Annotated in this window: 12 protein-coding genes; 6 read left to right on the plus strand and 6 right to left on the minus strand. The window is 67.6% G+C overall.

Annotation, left to right across the window (positions count from 1 at the left end; genetic code table 11):
- Window positions 1-85 precede the first annotated feature (85 nt).
- From AB4070_RS10530 to AB4070_RS10540, 3 genes are all read left to right on the plus strand, one after another.
- Window positions 86-988, plus strand: a complete 903-nt coding sequence (locus AB4070_RS10530; RefSeq protein WP_441980046.1) for a MurR/RpiR family transcriptional regulator — start codon at window positions 86-88, stop codon at window positions 986-988.
- Window positions 985-2,133 (plus strand): MFS transporter, encoded by a 1,149-nt coding sequence (locus AB4070_RS10535; RefSeq protein ID WP_441980047.1) that lies wholly within the window; start codon window positions 985-987, stop codon window positions 2,131-2,133. The genes AB4070_RS10530 and AB4070_RS10535 overlap by 4 nt, the downstream gene beginning before the upstream one ends.
- Window positions 2,134-2,252: 119 nt before the next feature.
- Window positions 2,253-2,510, plus strand: coding sequence for a hypothetical protein (locus AB4070_RS10540; RefSeq protein WP_441980048.1), 258 nt, complete (start codon window positions 2,253-2,255; stop codon window positions 2,508-2,510).
- Between the two features lie 44 nt (window positions 2,511-2,554).
- On the opposite strand, the gene AB4070_RS10545 is transcribed toward AB4070_RS10540, so the two are convergent.
- Window positions 2,555-3,457, minus strand: a complete 903-nt coding sequence (locus tag AB4070_RS10545) for an ROK family protein (RefSeq protein WP_441980049.1) — start codon at window positions 3,455-3,457, stop codon at window positions 2,555-2,557.
- Window positions 3,454-4,014 carry an orotate phosphoribosyltransferase gene (gene pyrE / locus AB4070_RS10550; protein ID WP_441980050.1) on the minus strand — a complete coding sequence of 187 codons (561 nt, stop codon included), beginning with the start codon at window positions 4,012-4,014 and terminating at the stop codon, window positions 3,454-3,456. Before pyrE ends, AB4070_RS10545 begins: the two co-directional genes overlap by 4 nt.
- Before the next feature lie 182 nt (window positions 4,015-4,196).
- On the opposite strand from pyrE, the gene AB4070_RS10555 reads away from it, so the two are divergent.
- The 3 genes from AB4070_RS10555 (at window position 4,197) to AB4070_RS10565 (ending at window position 8,842) form a co-directional block, all read left to right on the plus strand.
- Window positions 4,197-5,042, plus strand: coding sequence for an exodeoxyribonuclease III (locus tag AB4070_RS10555; protein ID WP_441980051.1), 846 nt, complete (start codon window positions 4,197-4,199; stop codon window positions 5,040-5,042).
- A gap of 11 nt (window positions 5,043-5,053) precedes the next feature.
- Window positions 5,054-5,863 (plus strand): Cof-type HAD-IIB family hydrolase, encoded by an 810-nt coding sequence (locus AB4070_RS10560; protein WP_441980052.1) that lies wholly within the window; start codon window positions 5,054-5,056, stop codon window positions 5,861-5,863.
- 93 nt (window positions 5,864-5,956) lie between these two features.
- Window positions 5,957-8,842 (plus strand): LamG-like jellyroll fold domain-containing protein, encoded by a 2,886-nt coding sequence (locus AB4070_RS10565; RefSeq protein WP_441980053.1) that lies wholly within the window; start codon window positions 5,957-5,959, stop codon window positions 8,840-8,842.
- Between the two features lie 70 nt (window positions 8,843-8,912).
- On the opposite strand, the gene AB4070_RS10570 is transcribed toward AB4070_RS10565, so the two are convergent.
- The 4 genes from AB4070_RS10570 to AB4070_RS10585 all read right to left on the minus strand — a co-directional run bounded on the left by AB4070_RS10570 (window position 8,913) and on the right by AB4070_RS10585 (window position 19,181).
- On the minus strand, window positions 8,913-9,362 hold the full coding sequence (locus tag AB4070_RS10570; RefSeq protein WP_441980054.1) for a hypothetical protein: 450 nt from the start codon (window positions 9,360-9,362) through the stop codon (window positions 8,913-8,915).
- The gene (locus AB4070_RS10575) at window positions 9,359-15,679 is read right to left on the minus strand and encodes an RHS repeat domain-containing protein (protein WP_441980055.1); all 6,321 of its coding nucleotides are present in this window, start codon (window positions 15,677-15,679) and stop codon (window positions 9,359-9,361) included. Before AB4070_RS10575 ends, AB4070_RS10570 begins: the two co-directional genes overlap by 4 nt.
- A gap of 16 nt (window positions 15,680-15,695) precedes the next feature.
- Window positions 15,696-18,326, minus strand: a complete 2,631-nt coding sequence (locus tag AB4070_RS10580) for a LamG-like jellyroll fold domain-containing protein (RefSeq protein WP_441980056.1) — start codon at window positions 18,324-18,326, stop codon at window positions 15,696-15,698.
- Window positions 18,327-18,605: 279 nt separating this feature from the next.
- Window positions 18,606-19,181 (minus strand): RNA polymerase sigma factor, encoded by a 576-nt coding sequence (locus AB4070_RS10585; protein WP_441980057.1) that lies wholly within the window; start codon window positions 19,179-19,181, stop codon window positions 18,606-18,608.
- Window positions 19,182-19,191 lie beyond the last annotated feature (10 nt).

The raw sequence follows: 19,191 nt of genomic DNA on the forward strand, positions 1-19,191 counted from the left end.
TCGTGGTTGGTACCAAAAGTACACGAACGTCACTACTGATGTAACAGAAGTTCCTCTACTGTTATGAACAGTGATCGGAGACCCCATGCCTCATGAAGCCGCCCGCGACGAAGCCGGCGCACACCCCGTGCTCGTCCGCATGCGGGCGATCCGCCCCGAGCTGCGTCCGAGCGAGCAGCGCATCGCCGACCTCTTCCTCTCCGACCCCGCGGGAACCGCGGGCCTCTCGGTCGCCGAGCTCGCGCAGCGCTGCGACACTTCCACCACCTCGGTCGTCCGGTTCTGCAAGCGCCTCGGCTACGAGCACGTGCGGGAACTCCGCAATCACGTGCTGCGCGACGTCGAGCGCGAGACCTTCGACACGGCGGCTCTTCCCGCCGTCTCCGGAGACATCGATCGCAACGACACCCTGACCGACATCGTCGCGAAGGTCTCGCTCGCCGAGACCCTCTCCCTCGCCGACACCGCCAAGGTGCTCGATACGGAGTCGCTGCGCGCCTCCGTCGACGCCATCACCTCGTCGACCAGGGTCGACATCTTCGGTGTCGGCGCCAGCTCCATCGTGGGGCTCGATCTGCAGCGCAAGCTCACCCGCATCGGGCGCACCGCTCTGGAGTGGTCGGACCCGCACGCCGCCTGGACCTCGGCGGCGACGCTCGGGCGCGGCAACGTCGCGATCGCGGTCTCCCACACCGGCGCCACGACCGACACCATCGAGTTCCTGCTGCTCGCCCGTCAGGCCGGCGCCACCACCATCGCTATCACCAATCACGCCGGCGCTCCGCTGGCCGATCAGGCCGACATCGTGCTGACGACCGCCGCCCGCGAGACCGGCTTCCGCTCCGGCGCACTGGGAAGCCGGATCGCGCAACTGATGGTGGTCGACTGCATCTTCATCGGTGTCGCCCAGTCGAACTACGACCGCTCGATGGAGGCGCTGCGCGACACGTTCGCCGCCGTGCACCGCGTGCGGACGACCGGGGCGTGATCGACGACGCCCGACGCGCACGGGCGGGACTGTTCACCGCCTTCGCGGGACTCGGCGTCACGGCCGCCTTCCTGCCGGCGTTCCTGCCCTCAGCCGAACGAGCGATGGCGGCCGACCTCAGCGTCGCCGTACCCGCACTGTTCGCCGGGCTGCTCGTCGGAGTGCTGGTGTCCGGGCCGTTGCTGATGCGCCGACCACCGCGCGCCGCGCTGATGCTCGGCAGCGTGCTCCAGGCCGCTGCCATCGTCGTGGCGGCTCTGGCCGGCACGCCGGCGATGTTCATCACCGCAGCCGCGGTCGCCGGGTTCGGCTTCGGGCTGGTGGAGGCCTCGGGATCCGTGGCGGCGAAGTCCGTGGCGGTCGGCAGCGCGACGGGTCTGCTCAGCGCCCTGCTCGGCACGGTCGCCGTGAGCGCGGCGGTCACGCCACTGCTGGTCGCCACCGGATCCGACACCCGGCCGGTGCTCTGCGTGCTGGCACTCGTGCCCCTCCTGACCGTCGTGATGCTCGCAGGGCCGTCGACCGCCTTCATGCGCTCCGAGAGGCCGACCCATCGCGATGCGCGTGGACTGCTCGCGCTGCTCCCGTTCGTGGTGGCGCTGCCGCTCTACGTCGGTGTGGAGACCGTGCTGTCGGGGTGGTCGGCCGTGATCCCGGCACGGACGCTCGCGCTCGACCCCGGCGTGGCGGCCCTGGGGACCTCGGCGTTCTGGGCGCTCATGGCGATCGGGCGTTTCGGTGCCGCGGCCCTGCGCCGACTCGCTGTGTCGCCGGTGGTGATCCTGGTTTCCGCGACGGGCACCGCTGCCGTGCTGATGGCTGTCACGGGGTTGCTGGTGGGGTCGACTCCCGGGGGCGCGCTCGTCGCGCTGGCCTTGGTGGTCGTGCTGCTGGCCCCCAGCTACGGGCTCATCCTCGGCCTCGCGCTCGACCGCCTCGATCCCGCTCGCAGCGCCGCCGTGACCGGCGCTCTCGTCGCTTGCGGCGCCGTCGGCGGCACGTTCGTGCCGACGGTGATCCTCCTGGTCGGACGCGACCCCGCATCGAGTGCGACGTTCTTCGTGTCGGCGGTGCTGTGCGCGCTGGTCCCGGTGCTGATGCTGGTCGCCGGACGGTCACCGCGGCCTGCCCCTGCGGCGAGCTGACCCCTTCTCCACATCTCGCAACCTCCGCGACCTCTTCACAGATGCTGGAATACCGGCGCGCACACCGGGAAGGGCGGCGTAACGTCGTCGATGTACCCGACCGAGCAAGGAGAGCACGCGTGTCCACGGAGACCCTCGCGACCATCATCAGCGCCGTCGGCGTCGTGGTGACGCTCGGCACGAGCATGTTCGTCGGCGCCGCCTGGATGGTCCGCCGCATCGACGCCGTCGACGAGAGACTCAGCACCCGGATCGACGTCGTCGAAGAGAGACTCAGCACCCGGATCGAGGGGGTCGCCGCCGACGTCACCGATCTCAAGATCTCCGTGGCCCGCCTCGAAGGGCCACCACGGCACCTGCTCAGCGCCCACCGCTGAGCTGAGCTGAGCTGAGCTGAGCGGAGCTGAGCTGTCGGACGGGTCTACCGCAGCACGAGGGCGGCGGCGCCGATGAGCGGCCCCTCGTCGCCGAGGCCCGAACGCACGACCCTGGTACGGCGTGAGTACTCGTGCGCGGCGCTCGCGGTGAGCGCCGCCTGAACGAGGTCGATGTAGTCCGCTGACACGCGCGAGAACCCGCCGCCGATGGCGACGACGTCGAGGTCGACGAGGGTCGCGGCATCCGCCAACGCCCCGCCTACCGCGCGCGCCGAGCGCTCGATCGCCGCTCGAGCCACGGTGTCTCCGGCGGCCGCATCACGCGCCAGATCCTCCCCGGTCGTGCCGGCCCAGCCCTGCGTCTGCGCCCAGGCGGCGCTCGCCGGGCCGGAGGCGATCTCCTCCAGGGTCAGACCGCCTTCGCGGCGCACCTGGCCGAGGTGTCCTGCGTTGCCCGTGGCTCCGGGGATGTACGCGCCGTTCGCGACGAACCCGCCGCCGACGCCGGTCGAGACGACGATCGACAGTGAGGCTCCGGCGCCCTGGGTGGCCCCGAGCCAGGATTCGGCGAGGGCGAGAGCACCGCCGTCGTGACCGAGCACGGTGGGCACGTCGCGCCCCAGCACCGTGGACGCCGCCGCGCGCACCGAGTCCTCGAGACGGAACCCGCGTGCCAGCGGCATGTTCACGGGCATGATCGCCCCGACCGTGCGGTCGATCGGTCCGGCGCTACCGACGCCGGCCCCGACGAGTTCGGCGTCAGCGGGCAGAGCCGCCAGCGCGTGCTCGACGATCGCGACCACCGAGGCATCGAGCGACTCGAGGGTGGCTTCGCGACCCGTCGCCTGTCGACTCCGGCTCCCCTCGACGAGCCGGCCGTCTTCGCCGACGAGCGCAGCCTCCATCTTCGTGCCGCCGACGTCGACGGCCAGGGCGTAGCGCGTCACTGCGGGTCGAGTCCGAGGTCGTCGAGGTCGAAGGCGGCGCGCCACTCGAGGCCCTCGGCTTCGATCGCGGCCTGCGCCCCGGTCTTGCGGTCGACGATCACGGCGACGGCCACGATCTCCGCGCCTTCCTTGCGCAGCGCCTCGACGGCCTTGAGCGCCGACTGCCCGGTGGTCGAGGTGTCTTCGAGCACGACGACGCGCTTGCCCTTGACGTCGGCGCCTTCGATCTGGCGGCCACGCCCGTGGTCCTTGGGTTCCTTGCGCACGACGAACGCGTCGAGGGGTGTGCCGGCGGCGACCGACGCGTGCAGCACCGAGTTCGCGATCGGGTCGGCGCCGAGCGTCAGCCCGCCGACCGCGACGACATCGAGGTCGCCGATCAGGTCGAGCATGATGCGGCCGATCGCGGGGGCGGCGCGGTGGTCGAGCGTGAGCTTGCGCATGTCGACGTAGTACGTCGCCTGCTTGCCGCTGGAGAGGGTGAAGTCGCCGTGGAACACCGCCTCGTCCTTGATGAGGTCGAGGAGCGTCTGGCGGTCTGTGTCGAGTGCGGTCACGGCATCCAGTGTAGGAGCCTGGGGCGCGCTGCGCGGATGCATGAGGTTTGACCGGATGCATGAACGTCCGGCCCTGCGGCTCATGCATCCGTCCGGCGGTCATGCAGGTGCCAGCCATCCGGCTCGCGGGCGACGGACCCGGCGCGGGCTCGCGTGTCGGAGGACGCAACTAGGCTTGACGCATGCGCTTGGCCACCTGGAACGTCAACTCCATCCGCACCCGTGTCACCCGCACCGTCGAGTTCGCCATCCGCGAGGACATCGACGTGCTGGCGATGCAGGAGATCAAGTGCAAGCCCGAGCAGTTCCCCTACGGACCGTTCGAGGAGGCCGGGTACCACGTCGAGGTGCACGGGCTGAACCAGTGGAACGGCGTGGCGATCGCGAGCCGCCTTCCGATCACCGACGTGCGCACCTCGTTCGACGGAATGCCGGGCTTCGCGAAGGGGCACGAGGGGCCGGATGCGCCGCTCGAAGCACGCGCGCTCGGCGTGATGGTCGACGGCGTGCGGGTGTGGAGCCTGTACGTGCCGAACGGCCGCTCGCTGGAAGACCCGCACTACCTCTACAAGCTGCACTGGCTCGAGCAGTTGAAGAAGTCGACGGCGGCCGAGCTGACGGCGAACCCCGATCTGCCCCTCGCCCTGGTGGGCGACTTCAACATCATCCCGTTCGACGTCGACAACGGCGACCCCGACATCGTGGTCGGCCGTTCGACCCATGTGTCCCCGCAGGAGCGCGACGCGTTCTTCGCGTTCCAGGACGCGGGGGTCACCGATGTCGTGCGCCCGCTGATCCCGGAGGGCTTCACCTACTGGGACTACCAGCGCCTGAAGTTCCCACGCAACGAGGGCGTGCGCATCGACTTCGTGCTCGGTTCGCGCACGCTGGCCGAGGCCGTGAAGGGTGCATCCATCCACCGCGACGAGCGCAAGGGCGAGCAGCCCAGCGACCACGTCCCGGTGGTCGTCGATCTCGATTTCGGTGGCGCCGATGACGACGACGACATGCCGATGATCTTCTCCTGAGGGCCGATCACGTGCGCGTGCGGCTGATCGCCACCGATCTCGACGGCACCCTGCTCGATTCGTCGTCGGCCGTCAGTCCGCGCACCCGCGCCGCGCTCGACGCCGCCCGAGCCCACGGGATCCACGTGGTCCCGGTCACCGCGCGCCAGCCGATCGGCCTGCGTGCCATCGCTGCGGATGCGGGGTTCGACGGGTGGGCGCTGTGCAGCAACGGCGCCTACGCCGTGCGCCTCGACGACGGGCGGATGCTGTTCGCCGAGGAGCTGCCGCCTCAGACCATCCGCACACTCGCCGAAGCTCTGCGCGCGAGCATCCCCGGCCTGCTGTTCGCGAGTGTGCGCGATGCCGGAGAGACGTTCGTGGCCCAGCACGGCTACGCCGCGATCGCCGCCCTCTCCGATCACAAGCGCGACCCTGCGACGATGGGCGGCGTCCCGCTCGAGCAGGTGCTGTCCGCGCCGAGCCTGAAGTTCGTGATCCGCCACCCCGAGCTCGCCCCGGCCGCCCTGTTCGACACCCTTCGCTCGCTCGGACTCACCGGCTTCGAGGCGACGCTGTCGGGCGCCCCGTTCGTCGAGGTCATGGCGGAGGGCGTCACCAAGGCCACCGGCCTCGCGCGGCTCTGCGAGCATCTCGACATCAACCGCGCCGACGTGCTGGCCTTCGGCGATGCGCTCAACGATGTCGAGATGCTCCGCTGGGCGGGGCACGGCGTCGCGATGGCAGGCGCCGAGCCCCTGGTGCAGGATGCGGCCGACGAGACGACCGCCTCGAACGACGAGGACGGTGTGGCGCGGGTGATCGAGCGCCTGCTCGGCTGAGCCGCTATTGCACGTCGAGCGAATACCTGACAAACGGATTCGTCGAGTGAATCGATATTGCGGGGCGGCAGACGACGCCCATAGTTTGCGGTTGTGAAGCTCCCCCGCGCCGCGCGCACCCGTCATCCTGCATCCATTCCCTCCAGAGACCGCCGCAGCAGAGGCCTGGCTCTCCTCGGCGGCGTGTGCGCTGCCGCGATCGTCTTCGGCGGCGGGTCGCTCTCCGCGAGTGCGGCACCCCCGGCAGTGGGGCCGGGAGCGGGGAAGACCCTGTCCGCCACGTCGTTCCGAGCTGCCCAACAGGCTGCGGTCACGGCGGCGATCTCCACCGCGCAGGCGACCGGCGAGCCCGTCCCCGTGGACGGGATGATCACGCCCACCCAGCAGCACGTGGCGATGCCCGATGGGACGATGCGCTACGAGACGTCGACAGTGCCCGTCAGAGTCGAGCAGGATTCCACGTGGGTCCCGGTGGACACGACACTCGCTCGCATGGATGGGTGGTGGGAACCGATCGCGTCGGCCGCACCCGTCCGATTCTCCGCCGGCGGGAACAACGAACTCGCCCAGGTGCAGACCGCCTCCGGAGAGTGGGTCACCGAGACCTGGCCGTACGGCACCCTCCCCGCCCCGACTGTCGACGGCGACACGGCCACCTACGCGAACGTGCTGCCCGACGTCGACCTGAAGATGGTGGCCACCAAGACCGGGCAGGCCTCGGTCTACGTGGTCAAGACGGAGAAAGCCGCGCGGTCGGCGGCGCTCGACGATCTTCATGTCGTGATCCAGGACGCCGCGTTGATCACCAAGAAGAACGGCTCCGTCGAAGCAGAAGCGGCCGACGGTTCGCAGATCGTCGCGGGGCAGCCCCTCTGGTGGGATTCCTCCTCGGGAGGCGACTTCCGCGAGCCCGGAGCGACCGAGCCGGTGCTGCCGGTCACACACGACGTCGGCGAGGATCGCGTGATGCTCGACGTCGGAGCTTCCGTCGCGACGCATGAGAAGGACTCGGGCCAGGACGTGACCTACCCGATCTTCATCGACCCCGACTGGTCGGCCGGCGCTCAGGCATCCTGGTACACGGACGCCGCCTATCCCGACCAGTCGTACCTCAACGCGAGCACATCGGATGTGCTCCGCATGGGCCGGTACCAGAACTTCCGAGGCAACATCTTCTACCAGTTCATCATCAGCCCGCTCGCCGGCAAGGACATCCTCGGGGCCCAGCTCGGCGCGACGCAGATCAGATGGGCCTCCTGCCCGAACAGCCCCGTCCAGGTGCGTGCTTTCGGCCCACAGGCCGGAGGGTTCACGTGGAACCAGCAGAACCACTCGCTGTGGGGACCGGTTCTGGACACTCAGAACCCGGGATCGTGCAGCAGCGGACCAGAGGCCGTCGGCTGGAACGTCACCGCAGGCGTTCAGGCCTACGTCGGACAGACCTGGTTCCAGCTCGGGCTCGCGCCCCAGAACGAGACGGTCGTCTCGCGACGCCACTTCAGCCGCGCCGCGACCTTGACCGTGTCGTACAACACACGCCCCAACGCCCCGACCGACCCGGTCTTCACGTCGCCGAGCCGACAGTGCGGAACCGCCGCGGCCCCCACCCCGATCGGGCAGAGCGACGTCACTGTTCGCGTGCACCAGACCGACCCCGACCCCGGCAATGTCGACACCAACTTCCACCTCATGAAGGCTTCCAACCTGAACGCTGCCGTTCAGGACAAGCCCGGAGGGCTCGGTGCGCAGGGGTACAAGTCGGTCACGTTCACCGCGCTGACCGATGGCGAGACATACGCGTGGCGCGCCTGGGGCAGCGATCACCGCAGCAACGGCGTCGCCCCGACAGCCTGGTGCTACTTCACCGTCGACAAGACGAAGCCGGCCACTCCCACCGTGACCGCGCCGACCAACGCCTCCTACACCGTCGGCACGGGCCTCAACCTGGCCGTGACCGGCGCGGCCGACGTCGCCGGATACGTCTATTGGGTGACTCCCACCCAGCTCGTCGCGCCCGCCCCGCCCGTACCCGCCGACGGGACGGTCTCCATCGCGGCCGCGCTCCCCGACTGCGCCACCGCGATCACCCGGAACGTGCGCTGGGTGTGCAAAGCCCAGTCCGGAGCGACCACTTTGACCGTCGCCCCGACGGACGCGCTGTCCACCGTCTGGGTCTCCGCCTACGACAAGGCAGGTAATCAGTCCGCCGCGGTCGGCCGGCCGCTCTACCCCGGCGGCAACACCGGAACCCCCGCTGCTGCTGCCAACCTCGACGCGGGGCACGCGTGGCAGGTCACGCAGATGTCCACCCCGCTGCCGAACACGATCCCGGACTCCAACCCGTGGATCGGCGCTGATGGCATCGACCTGCTGATACCCGAGACCAGCTCCACCACCTCGACGGATCTACCCGACCCGCCCATCGAGACCCCGGTGCTGTCGACCGCCGGGGGAAGCGCCATGGAGGTGACCACGATGTATCCCGCCGTGAACGCGATGAACAGCTTCACGTTCAGCGTGTGGGTGAAGACCCGGTATCTGCCTGCCACAGGTTCCCAGAAAATCGCGATGCAGGGAGGAGGGTCGAGCGGCTCCGTCCAGCTTCAGGTCACCAGTGCGGGCACCTACGCGTTCTGCCTCGGCGACTACCCCGTCAACTCCGCCAGCACGACGCCGACGAGCAACTGCGCCACCGGCGGAGCCGCGACCCCCGGAGCATGGCAGATGCTCACCGGCATCTGGGATGCGACGAACAAGCAGCTCCGACTCCTCGTCGGCAACTCGATCACGCCGGTCGCCGTCAACTCACACATCAACGGAGCCGGCGACCGCTCAGCCAGCGGACCCCTCGTCTTCGGCCCCGCGCCCATGACAGGACGATTCGAAGGTCTCATCGCCAACCCCGTCATGGTCCCCGGCGTCATCAATCACGTCCAGCTCGCCCGGCTCAACGCCTTCGAGCTGCCGTTCACCGACTGAGCGCGAGGGCGTCGAAGGGAACACGTCCGGAGGATGAGTCTGCGCCGAGCCCGCCGGTGGGCGTGTCAGCTCACTCGTTGTCAGCAGTGATGGCCACGGGCGCAACACCGTTCACGAGTCTGACTGCCACGATGCCGAGCACGCTGCCAGCTATCGCAGCTACTCCGACGAACGCAAGCACGATGGGGAACGACCAGACGAAAACAAAGCTGAGCAAGGAGAAGACCGTCGGCCCCACGGCGATGGACACCGGCCACCGTCGAGTACGACCAAATCGCGGAATCAGCATCAGCAGACTCAGCGCAGTCGGGAAAACGAACCCGAACACGGCACTCACCACGATCGAGTTCAGCACTTGCCCTGCATTGCCATCCGCCTGAATAGCGACCCAGTTGAACCCGAACGAGTAGAGGCCGTACATCGTTCCCAAGACTGCCCCAACGATCAGATTCGACACCCCGATCGCGACTGCACAGGCGGGCCACCTGACAACATAGGGGGCGTTTGAAGTGATCGTCATCGAGGCCGTCCGTCCAGTTCCAGCTGCGTAGCCAGGTTGCTTGCTTGTTGCGCCCACGTATTGGCAGACGCAGGTGGAAGGTCGAAGATGCCGTCAAGCGCGACGGCTACATACCCGTCCGAGCCCACGGAGACAGCATCCTGGCGAAGGTAGACCATGCCACCCTTCTCATAGGTCGAGAACTTGATCGTCGACCCCGGGGCGTCGAAATAGCCATTCTCGATCACCGTGAAGGTTACGGAGGTCTTCGTCGTTGTGACCCCCACGGTTCCATTCGGTTTCAACAAGATATCGAGTCCCGTCTCGAGGTTACATTCAGCACCAGACTTGAAAGTCGAGCAGCCTTTAACCGTGAATGGGAAAATATCCTTCGGCCTGCTCTGGAAGACTGACATCACACCTTCGGCCGTCCACCCCGACTTGGTGGTCACCACAGGATTCTTCACCGTGTAGTCATATGGGAACCCAGCTGTCTTCCGACAAGAAGCGAACCGCCCCGCTCCGCCGCACTTCTGCTCGCTCTTAGCTTGGTCGACTCGACAGGACCAGTCACCCACCTTGCACTTTTGTCCGCCTGCACTTGCTGTGCTGACCGGGTTCGAAGCTGTACCAGGTTTGGGCTTGGGCTTGAATCCATCGATGACGAACCTCATCCCGCTCGGGTCCATGTACGTGGTGGGGTTGTTGCCCGAGTACGTGTAACCGGTGTTCTGCTGCGGCAGGTTCGTGTCGATCACAGGGTCCACGGACAGGAACTTCCCGAGCACGGGGTCATAGGTGCGCGCACCGACCGTGGTCAGGCCCGTCGACGCGGTCACGGGCTTGTTCATGTATCCGGTCCCACTGCCCCACACTCCCGACGATCCGATCGGCGCACCGTACGGATCGCGGAGCATACGCGTGGTCGTACCCGTCGCGTTCGCCACCGTCTGCACGTCCACCGTCCCCTCCAGGTTGGAGAACAGCCACGTCAGCGTTGTGCCGGCGGTTCCGGTCTTCGCGGACTTCTCCGCGATCGGCTTGCCCTCGGCACCACTGTACGTTCGTACGCCCGCCACTACCGTCGATCCCGTCGCCTGCTTCAGCACGGTGTCACCGACGAACAGCGTTGAACCTTCCGTCGTGTTGGTGCGCAGCAGGATGCTGCCGTCGACGTTGTAGACCGTGTCCTGCGTCGTGGACCCGGCCACGACCTTCGAGACCTTGCCCGCGTCGTTGAACGTGATCGTCTGGCCGGGGCGTCCGGTCATGTTGCCTGCCGCATCGTAGGAGTACGATCCCGGTCCCACTCCGGCCGGGCCTGTCACAGCGTTGACCGCATGCGGACGGTCGCCGCCCGCTGCCGCGTAGGTGTAGGTCGCGGTCGTGGCCGTCCCCATTGAGGAACGCTTCACGAGCCCCGTGCGGTTCCCGGTGGCGTTGTCGTACGTGTACTCATGCCAGTACGGTTCGAGGCCACCCATCCCGCTCGCCGACGGTGTGGCCCCGCACCCCGTCGATGCGTTCGGAGTCCACGCAGACTTCAGCTGGCGCAGCGAGTCATACGCGTAGCAGGCCTTCTGTGTCCCCGCCGTCGGCAGCACAGAGCTCATCGTCGCCGACGTGACATTGCCGACCGCGTCGCGGGTATACGCCCGGTCGGCCACATAGTGCCCCAGATCGCCGAACACTGCGTTGTCCTTGATCGACAGCACCGCCCCCGTCGCGGCGTCATAGCCGTAGGTCGAGTACGCGGTGCTCGTGGAGCCGTTGACCCGGTTGAACTGCGACAGTTGCCCGATCGGCGAGTACACGGTGTTCGCGAGGATGATCGAGGTGCCGCGCACGCCGCTCAGCTTGCCCCAGGAGTCGTAGCTGTAGCGGATCGTCTCGGCCGGCAGGCCACCCATCGCGGGCATCTGCTTCGCCAGCAACGACGAGTCCGCGTTGTAGTAGAGCGTCGTCTTGTAGCTCGTGCCCGCAAACGCGGGTGCACCTGCCGGGATCGAGAGCGTGGTGTCGAGTGGATTGCCCGCCGCGTCGTACGAGCCGACTGTGGTCTTGTAGGCAAGGCCCGGGGCGCCCGGAGTCGATCCCGTATAGGCGGTCGAGGTCGTGACGAGCCCCTTCTTGACCGTGTCGTAGGTCCACGACGAGAGCATCGCGCCCGAAGATGTGCCGGCATACGAGGCCGTCTTGCGGTTGAGCTCATCGTAGGTCGTGGTCACGGTCTTCCCGCGAGCATCCGTCGTCGAGGTCATGTTCCCGGCGAGGTCGTAGGTGGCCGTCGCGACTCCCGAGTCGGCATCGTCCTGGCCGATACGGTTGCCGAGCAGGTCGAACGTCCAGGTCCAGTCGTTGCCGGCCGGATCGGTCATCTTCGTCATCCGATCGCCACCGTCGTAAGCGAACGTCGTCGTTTGTCCGGTGCCGGTGATGCCGGCCGCGAGGTACTGGATGAGCTTGGTCTTCTGCCCGAGGGAGTTCGTGAACGTGCTCGTCGAGGTGCCCCCGACCGGCGGAACCGTGTCGACCCGATCTGCACCGGGGTAGGCGTTCACCGTCTGCGAGTGCACGGACCCCGTGGTGTTGAGGGTCGACGTCAGCGCGCGTCCGACGGCATCGTACGCGGTGATGACCTGCGAGGGGATGTTGTTCTCCGTCACCGGAGTGAAGAACGCCGTTCCCGGAGCGATGGATGCCGTCCAGTAGTCGTTGTCCACGAAGTACTGTCGCCCCTGGTTGTCGTAGTTCGTGGTCTTCACGACCGTGCCGCCTCCGACGGCGAGGCTCTGGGTCTGCGTCTCTCGCCCGAGACCGTCGAAGAGCTGGTAGCGCGAGACGATGCCGCCACCGGTCAGGGTGTCTGTCTTGATCGCGTTCGGCGCGGACTGCGACAGCGTGTACGAGAACGACATCGACGGCGCCGCGGGATTCGCGGCCTGCGGCTGCAGCGGCAGCCAGACCTTCGTGGACCGCCCGAGACCGTCGATCGTGATCGTCGTGATCGAGCCGTTCGGGTCGACGATCTTCGTCTTCGCGCCAGTCGTCGGCTCGAGCGTCGTCACCGTCTGCCAGGAGAACGGCGCCGCGTTCGTCTCGGTCGTGGACAGCAACGGCAGGGCCGTCGCGGGGGTGTACGCCGTCGAGTTCGTGCGCCCCAACGCATTCGTCTTCGTCAACGGGCGTCCGAGCGCGTCGTAGGTGAACGACTCCTTCGTGACCCAATGCGGCTGACCGTTGTCGTACTTGTCCACCACCTGCGCCGATGTCGGAAGCCCCTTGTTGGCTGCTGCTCCCCAGGCCAACCCGTCGTAGGTGGTCTTCACGTCGCTGACCAGGTCGCGCGGGAACTGCGCGCCGGCCACGCCGTCGCACGTGGCGTTCACCGTCCGCACCTGACTGGGGAGACCGATGATCCAGGCGGAGGTGTTCGCGGCGGCGTACGTCGTCGTGACGCACTTGCCTGTGGCATCCGACGGGATCGTCGACACCGTCAACGGATAGCCGTAGGTTCCGTCGAACGTCGTACGGGTCTCGAGCGTGCGGTTGCCACCGGTCGACAGCGGCTCGGTGACGATCGTCTTCTGCACACCGCTCAAACGCGCCTGCCGCGCGCCGTCGTTGGAGGTGACGTTCGAGGCCCACGGCGTGCTGACCTGCGTCGACACCAGAGCTCCGCCGACACCGTTGAACGTCTGCTGCTGATACGGCTGTCCGGCGAACCAGCGGTCGTCCGGGATGCTGGTGCCCGTGACATTCACCGTCTTCGTGCCTCCGCCGGCAGCCGCCCTGTCTCCGTTCATGCCCTGGTAGTACGTGTACTTCGACACCTTCTGGGCGGCGGGCACGGCCGGGTCGCCCTCACGCACCTCCACGGTGTTCACCCCCGCGAACACGTTCCACGTGCGCGAGTTCGCCACTGTCAGGGGCGAATCGTTGTACCGCCACTTCGGCGTGCCGTAGAAGTACTGCGTCTGCTGCACCTGGCTCAGCGGGCCGCCCGTCACGCCGTTGACGAGGATCGAGGAGACCGGGTACTTGTGGAACAGGTCCTGCCGCCCGCCCAGCGGAATGGTCGTCTGCGGCACCCACCACTCCGGGAAGCACCAGTTCGTGTTGTTCGGCAGGTCGCCGAGGATTCCTGCCGCCTGAGCCGGCGTGCACTGCTGCCCCTGGTAGTTGACGCTGATCACGGCGCCGAGACTCGTCTTGATCGAGCTCAACCGCCACTTGTCGAGTGGGGCGAGACCATCGACGACCCACACCCGGTTCTGCATCGTGACGCCGGAGAACACCGTCGCCGGCTCCACGATCGCCGGTTGCCCTGCCGCTGTGCCCGTGCGCTGCACCTGCGTGAGCCAGAGCGCGGCCGATGTCCCGTCGCCGGGATCAGGGTACGAGTGCCCGAGCGCCCAGGAGTCGACGGTCGAGTACTCGCCCGAGACCTTCGCCTGCGACTCCACCTTCACGAGGCTCGCGTTCGTGAAGAACGAGGGTGCGATCTGCGAAGCACTGCACGAGGTTCCGGTGCACAGCTGGTCGAACGGCACGTCCGGATACTTGGCCGGATTCGCCGGCATCACCGCACTGTCGAGAGCCGCAGCCGTGCACGATGCCCCGGTGGCGTCGTTGCATCGGCCCTTCCCGTCGTAGCTGAAGAGAACCCGGTAGCCCGCGGCCTTCGACGCGAACAGGTCCGTGGCGCGCAGCCCGTACTCGATGCGCGTGAGGGCACCGCCACGCTGGTACGCGGTCGCTCCCGAACCGCCCTTGGCGTACTTGTTCGTCTCCGCCGTGTAGTACAGCGTCTGCGCGTTGCCGTGCACGTCGACGACGTAGTCCAGGTTCCACCGCCACGCCTGTGAGCAGGAAGACGCCGCGAACGTCGAGGCGTGGCACGGCTCCCCCGCATCGTTGCCGTACACCGGCACCGTCCAAGTCGAGTTCGTCGTCGCCTTGCCCGCGGACCAGCCGGGGAGCTGGTTGAGACCGAAGTAGTACTGGGTGCCGTCGGTCGTGGTCATCCGCCAGCACTCGTTGTTCACCGTTCCGTTCGCCGCACAGCCCTGCGCGGCACCGACAAGGCGCTCGAAACGGGTGCCGTCGTCGTTCTGCAGCTTCCAGACACCGCTGGCCGTGTCCTTGATGAGTGCGCCCGACCGCCCGGCCATCGACACCGTGGCATTGTCGGTCCTCCAGCACAGGTCGCCGGATGTCGTGACCGCACCACTGGCACCGTCATCCTTCGCGCACGGGATGTAGCTGCGCTCGATGAACCCGGCGGCGGTGAGGTCCCACCCCTCACCCACCACCGACGGCTGGTTGTTCGTGGATGCCGTGAGCCCGTCCACCGACTGCGAGTTGTATGACAGGCCCACCGACGGCGTCGGCCCCGCACCGGGAGCTGGGACGGCCATGTCGTAGTTCCACGTGAACGCGCCGGTCTGCTCTGCGACGTCCCACGTCGACGACGACTTCAACGGTGTGGCCGCATACGAGCCAGTGCCGTTCGCGCTGCTCGCGCCCGACACCGCTGCGAGCATCATCGGCTCTTTCGAGACCCTCGGCGTGAGCACCAGCCCCTCGTCCGTCGCCGCGGTCGCCACGGGGACGGCCTTCTCCGACACGTCCTCCGGCTTCGTCGACGCGGGCACCTGCACCCACTCCAGGCGACTCGCGAAGTCGCCGCCATAGGCACCGGCGAGCAGCTGCTGAGGCATCCGCACCGCGACCGGCGCCCCTTCTTCCTCCGCGTCCTGCTGCGCCAGAGAGACGACGATGCCGTCGAGCCCCTTCTTGGCCGCCGCCTTCTCGTCGAGGATCTCGACGACCACGGACGGGCTCTGCGACGCCGCGTCGTCTTCCTCCCCCTCCGCGTTCTCGGCATCGTTCTCGGCATCGTTGTCGGCATCGTTCTCGGCTGCGTTCTCCTTCTCCACCGCCCCGATGCCGAACGCGGGTGCGATGGCAAGCCCCGTATCGCCGAGTGGCTTCCACTCCCCGACCACAGTCGCCGGCGCAGCCCCCTCCGCGCCTTCCGCCGCGTCGGTCGTGACGCCCTCCAGATCCGACTGCTCGAGAACGATGTCGGTGCTCTCCAGCGACGGGATCTCCATGGCATCCGGAGTGGCCGAGTTCACCGACGAAAGCGGGTCGGCTCCCATGTCCGCCTCGCCCACGGTCGAACCCGGTACCGGATCGCCGAAGACCGGGGTCTCGACAGTCGGTGTCGGCGACTCGGCGAAGGCTGCTCCCGGAGCCGCGACCAGCACTCCACACGCAAGCACCGAGGTGGTGAGAACAGCAAGAATCGTGCGGGTGCTCCGACGCGCCATGGTCAGTCTCCGGTACTCAGTCGGTGAAGGGGAGTTCGAAGGCGGCCATTCGCGCCAGCTGCGCATGGTCGACCACACCGGGGACCATGACGGGGTTCGTGATGAGCCCGATGAACCGGAGGCTGTCGGGGCCCGGGGCGAACATCAGACTCCCGTTCGCCGAGCGATCGCCGCTGCCGTTGACGTGGCCGTTGACGGCGACCGGCGTGATGGAGTTGCCGAGGTGGAGGCGGAGCTGCTGGTTCGCGGCATCCCAGATCCCGGTGACCATCTGCCAAGTGCTGGGTACCACCGTTCCCCCGGTGACGCAGTTGTTGTCGCGGGCGGTGTTGCTCATGTTCACGTACTGCTCGCCGAGGCAGAAGGCGTACTTGCCGGTGCTGGTGACCTGCAACTGCATCGTCCCGATGCCCGGGCCCCGCTGGATGGCGATGATCTGGGACGTCGGCGCCACGTGTGCCGGCTTGACCCAGAGGCTGAAGGAGAAGCTCTTGGACGCGTCGACGGGAGCCGCCAGGGCGGTGATCTCGTATCCTGCGGTCGCCACGTTCGTGGAGAGCACGGGCGAGGCGACCGGGAAGTCGGGGAGGTCCGTCGTGGTCGTCGACGCAGTCGCGGGGATCATGAGGTCGATGGCGTTCGCACCGATCCATGGGTTGGAGTCCGGAATCGCCTCAGGAAGCGGCGATGACATCGTCGTGAGCTGCCAGGCGTGTCCCGCGTCGAGGTTCGCGGCGGTGGCCGGGGTCCCGGCGTTCCCGCCGGGGTAGAGCGGATGCCCCGTGGGAGCGGACTGATTGCCCGCCTTGTCGTAGGCGGAGACCCACACCGTCGACAGCGAGTCGACAGGCGCGACGGTGACGGTCGTCGCACCGCTGCCGGTCTTGCACGCCCACCGGACACTGTTGGTCACTGTGGTCGCGCAGTTCGGAAGGGCCGCGGCCACGGACACTGTGCCGTCAGCCGGCACCGGAGGCGCCGGGGCGACGAGCTGCGTCGGTGTCACCCAGTAGACGTATCCCGCCACATCTGCTGCCCCGGTCACGGACAACGGGACTCCTGTCCCGACGACATAGGAAGCACCCGTCGGGGCCTCTACCACCGGCACGGCGGGCTTCGTCGTATCCACCGTGAAGTAGCACCACTCGCTGTAGCCGGTGCCATGATGCGTCGTGTCCTGACCTCTCCCGCGCCACGCATAGGTCTCACCATCGACCAGGCCGGTGAACGTCACTGTCTTCGTCCCTCCGGCAGCGAGGCCGGACCCCAGCGTCTGCACGAGGACACCGAGGTTGCCGGCCTTGGCCAGGTAGAAGTTGGTACCGACGCTTCCTCCGTCGGGATCCGTCTGATTCACCGCGACCGCGACGTCCGTCTGACCGACCGCGGCCGGAGCCGCAGCGGTGCCACACGCACGGGAAGGGGAGGTGAACGACGGGGCGGTGGGCGTGTTCGGCAGAGTGTTGTAAGAGACGATGAGCGTTGCCGCGCGGCTGTAGTGACGGCGCGACGGCAGGTTCGCATTCGTGTAGGTGAAGGCGAACTGAATGGCAGACGCCCCCAGTTTGGCCTGCACGCCCGATGTCACGTTCCAGCCCACCGCCATCGGCGCCGAGCCCAGGCCGGGTCCGTACCACGGAGCCTGCAGCGGGGCGCTCCACCCACCCGTTCCTGCCGCGTTCCACGCCTGTTCCTGCGCCCAGGTGAACCCGGTCGGCTTGATCCCGTAGGTGTGGACCTGGATCGCACCCGCCCCGCTGGACGCGACCGCGAGCTGAGTGGTGTTCAGCCGGGCGCTCGTCACGACCTTGCCCGCCAGAGCGCCGATGGGGAACTGGAAGAACATGTCCGAGCGATACTGCTGGTAGATGCCGACGCGCAGCACGTCGGAGGCCCCCGCCGACAGGTACGACTGGTTCGGATAGGCCGCGTCCGTGTACCAGGAGGCTGTGATCCCCGACGACCAGTCAGGGTCGACGAAGATCGGATACACGACATCCCCGTCGCGCTTCTCGTGCTTCGTCACCGAATCGCCCACGTCGAGCAGCACTCGGTCTGCCCCCACGTCGTGCGTCACGGGCAACGGCGGAGCTTCGCCGCCCGGCTCGCGATAAGTGCCTCCCTCGGAGGAGTCCCACCACAGCGGCTGACCGGCGACGATGCTCGACTCATCCGTTGTCTCCGCGGTGACGGTGCCCGTCGAGTCCGCGCTCAGCTCTGCGTTCTCGACGACGACGTGAAGACCGTCGAGCTTCGCGGACTGCGCTGCCTCCTCGGTCTTGACGACGTAGATCGACGCCTGCCCGGTCTTCGTCGCGACCATCTTCAGGTCGACACCGGGCAGCACCTCAGAATAGGTCGCGGTGTCCCCTTCGACCGCCGGGGCCGGTAGGACGCCGTAGGGCCAGATCTCGGTGATCCACTCGCCCGATTCAGCCTGGACCTGAGCGAGCCTGTCGGTGCCGCCTGACGAGAAACGCACGGGAGCTGCGGAGGCGATCGGTTCGAACCACTCGCCGGTCGATGAGAGCGTCGTGTCGACGGGCACCCAGTCGCCGTCCCGCTCGACCCGCACCGGCACGCTCGATGCCTCGTACCTCATCGTCCCATCCGGCATCGCCAGCGTCTGCTCGGTGGGGGTGATCATCCCCACGACCGGTACCGGTTCTCCGGTCGCGCGAGCCGCAGATGCCGCAGACGAGACCGCAAGCTCCCGGATGTCGCGGAACGACTGCACCGATAACTCTCTTGCTGCACCTGCCGTCGGTGCGGCCGACGCCGACAACGCTCCCCCGCTCAGGACGATGGCGAGGACGCAGACAGACCCGAGGCCGGAACGCGCGAGCCTGCGCGAACCCGAAGGAAGGAGATTCACAGACGAAAGCTATGGTTCCGCTGGGAGCGTGCGCAATATCGATCTCCTCGATTAATCCCTTTGTAAGGTATTCGCCGCTCGGGCAATGGAGGCGTGGGGGAGGCGGTCGAGTCCGAGCTCCCGTTCCAGCTTCACCCGCGCCCTGCTCAGTGTCGTGAAGACCACGGACTGCGAGCAACGCAGCAGCTCGGCGATCTCCCCCGCGGCCAATCGGTCCCAGTAGAAGAGGACGACCATCCTCCTCTCCCGAGGGGTCAAGGCGATCTCGATCGCATGACGCACTGCGATGGCATCGAGGACGTCGGACTGGCGTCGGCCCCCGGCCCCGTGACGCAGGGCATCCATCGCCCTGACCTCGGATCGTCTCCTGCGCTCACGATCTTTGAGCTTGTTGTCCGCGGCGCGCAGCAGCCAGATCAAGCCGAGTGGCTTGCGCTCATCCAGCTTCGACCACGCGAGCGTGAACACGTCGGACACGAGATCCGACACCTCATCCGGGTCGTCGATCACGCACTCGATGTGGTGTCGAACACGAGCCCAATTCTGTTCGAAGACCCGTTGGAAAGCTGCGACGCGCTCCGCCTGCCGCGACTGCTTTCCAACCCCCACATTCGGATCGTATTGCACCAGGGGCGCG

This window comes from Microbacterium sp. 2RAF4, from assembly GCF_052115285.1.
Classification (GTDB): Bacteria; Actinomycetota; Actinomycetes; order Actinomycetales; family Microbacteriaceae; genus Microbacterium; species Microbacterium oxydans.

Excerpts from the sequence above, each read along its gene's own strand:
- AB4070_RS10570 (WP_441980054.1), bottom strand. The coding sequence starts at position 9,362 with ATGACGATCACTTCAAACGCCCCCTATGTTGTCAGGTGGCCCGCCTGT.
- AB4070_RS10575 (WP_441980055.1), bottom strand. The coding sequence starts at position 15,679 with ATGGCGCGTCGGAGCACCCGCACGATTCTTGCTGTTCTCACCACCTCG.
- AB4070_RS10530 (WP_441980046.1), top strand. The coding sequence starts at position 86 with ATGCCTCATGAAGCCGCCCGCGACGAAGCCGGCGCACACCCCGTGCTC.
- AB4070_RS10555 (WP_441980051.1), top strand. The coding sequence starts at position 4,197 with ATGCGCTTGGCCACCTGGAACGTCAACTCCATCCGCACCCGTGTCACC.
- AB4070_RS10580 (WP_441980056.1), bottom strand. The coding sequence starts at position 18,326 with ATGATCACCCCCACCGAGCAGACGCTGGCGATGCCGGATGGGACGATG.